Annotated in this window: 3 protein-coding genes; all 3 read right to left on the minus strand. The window is 42.4% G+C overall.

The window, feature by feature from the left end; all coding sequences use genetic code 11:
* Positions 1-250 precede the first annotated feature (250 nt).
* A complete protein-coding gene (locus HUS66_RS17155) occupies positions 251-2,185 on the minus strand; it encodes a tape measure protein (protein ID WP_175072412.1) in 1,935 nt (644 codons plus the stop codon).
* Between the two features lie 521 nt (positions 2,186-2,706).
* Positions 2,707-3,102, minus strand: coding sequence for a hypothetical protein (locus HUS66_RS17160; protein ID WP_175072413.1), 396 nt, complete (start codon positions 3,100-3,102; stop codon positions 2,707-2,709).
* A gap of 10 nt (positions 3,103-3,112) precedes the next feature.
* Positions 3,113-3,412, minus strand: a 300-nt coding sequence (locus HUS66_RS17165; protein ID WP_175072414.1) for a hypothetical protein, incomplete at its 5' end; no start/stop codon positions are given.

Here is a 3,412-nt window from a genome sequence, read left to right on the forward strand (position 1 = left end):
GAGGATTAATACATTGATCTTTCAAGTTGCTTAACACGCCTATCTAGCAACTGATACTCGTTATGTAGATCACTATAACGCTCATACAGCTTGTTCTGATAGCTGCTAATGGTGTTATCAAAGTGTTCCTTGATCTTCATTTCGAGTTCAAGCTGGCTTTTATAGCTGGTGCTTTGATGGTTATTGTAAATATATCCTGACAGACCAAGACAGATAACCACCAAGGCAATACATGCTTCTTTATACATTATTAACGCTCCGTATTAGGTTGAGCCGTACTAGCACCACGAATAATAGAGTTCATGTTATTCTCGAAATTTTCCTGAATCATCTGAGTAAGGCTTTCAGGGTCTTTGTTGTAGCCATCAACTGAAATGGTCACTGGTGCATCAATGGTGTAATTGGTGGTGTTACTAGAGGGCTTTGAAAGCATCTCAGGAGGCTGCATATTCTGCTTTAGCATCTCCCTTGCCCTCTCACGATCCACGACAACATCACCGAATAGAGGTGTATGAAGGTCACTTGTACCACCGTGTTTATTGAGTAGTGGAGCAATTCTTTTACTGGCTGAATCACTCACTCGATTTAGATTTGAACTGACATTGCCAAGCAAAGCATTTACACCACTCAAATCAACATTAGGTGTATGAATCCTTTCAGGCTTAAAGTCTACATGACCAATTTCAAACTGCTTGGGAATCAGGATATTCAGCTTATCAATAACAGCGTTAAGGAACGTCTCTGTAACCCTCTCTAGCTGATTAACAAGCATGGTAGAAAGACCGGCCACCTTCTCTTTCCAGCCGCTATCGCTTCTCATTAGATCAATGGTATCAGCAATGTCATTGAGGAAGTTAGAAAGCCCTGTCAGGACTTCAGACAGCCGAATAAAGGGTCTCTCTACATCGACACCATCAAGAGAATCAGAGACATTCCCAATAGCGCCTAGAACATCCCCAAAGGCTTCAAGGTTCTTTCTGGTCTCTGGCCCAAGGCTTTCAAACAGTTCCCCAAGCTCTTCAAAGAGTGGCAAGGCATTCTCTACCATCTCTTTCAGGCCCTGGTAGAACTCTTGAAAGTAATCGTTAATCCCTGATTGGTTCGCTAGGATATTGGCATAGAAGGCAGCGTTAAGAGCCCTGTTCTGTTGTGCTTGGGTAGAAGCTCGACGCTGTTCAAGGGCACCACCAATATTAGCCCTTTCTGCCATCAATTTAGAGAGTGCAGGAAGGATATTCTTAGCGAGGATACCATCATTAGAGCGTTGCCTTTTCGTGAACTCTTCTAGGCTCAATCCCATAGATTCAGCAAGAAGGTTTCTTGAGATTCCCCGTTCTGCTAGCTGGTTCAATTCATCACCCTGAACCCTACCAGTTGCGGCAATTTGACCGATTGCTAATTGAATGCCTGAAAGGTCTTGTTGATTCAGACCAAGGGAAGTAGCGTAAGCCTGAAGGTTGTTATACATCCTCATTGTTTGGTCTTCGATAGAAGAACCTTTAAGGGCATTGGCAAAAGACCTATAGCCATCGGCAACAGACATGAAGTTCTGCCCGAAATAATCAGCCATACCGGCCATCTGACTAAGCTTCTTATTGGCGGCTTCAGTAGAGCCCTCAAGGCTTACAAAGGCACTTTTAATAGCCTCAAAACGCTGGAATTGCTCGTTACTCATCCAGGCACCGGCAGCAGTAGCGACACCAGCCGTAACAGCCGCTGTAGCAGCACCACCAGCAACGCCACCAACAGGCGCAGCAATGATAGAACGTCGATTCCTACCAACACCTGTTGAAGAACCCTCTGAAGAGACACTAGAAGGACGCCTTACAGGTTTCACAGCCCTATTAGCCTGATCCCTAACGTTTCGATACTCCCTTGAGATATCTTCGAGAAGCCTTCGGCGTCTTTCTAGGCTAATATTCCCCTTTTTATATTCGGTATTGATACGGCTATAGTCATTCCGCATTCGTTGGAGATTACCAGAGTGCTTGTTATAGCGTCTTTCTAATGATGCAAGTGCCGCTGTCTGGCGTTTTGCTTGGTGTTGATACGCCTGTTGAAAGCTAGCCGCCCTCTTCTGCATATTAACTTGAGCATCACCAAGCCTCTTTTCAAAGCGCCTTAGATTCTTCCAATCGACCCGAAAGCCTAGTGAAGCGTAGAGCTTACTAATCTCATTATTCATTTTACTCACCTTTTATAGTTTTAAATCAGATAGACCTTCATAGGAATATGAGGGACTACCCCGCACGAAGCCCCCTACCAAATTAGATTTCCATAATTTCAACGAGATCAGGACAAGACTTGACAGAACCTAAAAGAGTCTATCCAGAACCTTAGAATTACCGTTGAAAGTGCTGCCAAGATAATCAAGATAATAGGTAATAATCTTGAATTTCAAACGACTGTATAACTTGTCAGGAGGATTTAGAGGCTTGGCTAGGAAGGATTGCTTATTGTATTTATCAATGTATTTCTGGAAATCAGTTGGATAGATTTATGGGATCTGAGAGGGATTTTTATAAGGATTTGGCGGGTATTTATGGGGACAAACCAAAGAAGTCATAACATAACCTGTAAAGCACCTTCCCTAGAACTATCGAAAACTATCCGAAAGACTATCTATGGAATCACCAGATAAATCCTCACAATCAAATCAACCAAGCATGGTTAAAAATTAACCAACCAATAGCCAATTACAATCCATCACAATGTTGGCTCTTCAATGTCTGGAACATTAGAACTAGAGTATTTTACAGCCAACATCTTGACGTGCTTACCACCTCTAGCGAGTGTTGTGAAATCCATATTCCCTTTTACCTGATAGAAGTCACCATCAAAGAAAAATAGGATCTGGGCATCTTCACTAGGGTTTTCAGGGAAATCCAAAGGAGGTCTAAAATAAACCTTCTTATATCCTTCGGTGTAGTAAAGTGCAGACTCATTGAATGTCAGCATCTCACCATCTTTAAAAGGTTGAACATTAACCTTCTTGAAAAGAGGTGCTGTATACCCTTCTACCCACCTATTAGTATTGGGATCTCTGTACCCAATAGAGGCATAGAAGGCTACCTTAGTTCTATAAAATGATTTGTTAGGCATGTTATTCCCTTTACTGTAGAAGCGTTTTTCCGAATAGATTGTTAAGGCGAGGATTGTTCTTAGAAAGCTTAATGGTAGGAATTAGACGACCAGTAGTCAGAGTGTTATAAGCTTGGGAAAGCGTATCCATAATGTCATCATGACCAGAATGCTTACCACCATCAAAGTTTTCAAGCTCAGCGTAATTGCCATCACTAAAGGTGCCTTTGACAACGAACACTCTTCCTTCTTGGCAAGCAATTAGAAAGTTCTCTGCACTCTGAAGCTTTGATTTTCGTGCCTTAACAATGATGGGTTTATTGCCTTGAGA

It is taken from the genome of Onishia taeanensis, from assembly GCF_013349955.1.
GTDB classification, from domain to species: Bacteria; Pseudomonadota; Gammaproteobacteria; order Pseudomonadales; family Halomonadaceae; genus Onishia; species Onishia taeanensis_B.

Excerpts from the sequence above, each read along its gene's own strand:
- HUS66_RS17155 (WP_175072412.1), bottom strand. The coding sequence starts at position 2,185 with ATGAATAATGAGATTAGTAAGCTCTACGCTTCACTAGGCTTTCGGGTC.
- HUS66_RS17160 (WP_175072413.1), bottom strand. The coding sequence starts at position 3,102 with ATGCCTAACAAATCATTTTATAGAACTAAGGTAGCCTTCTATGCCTCT.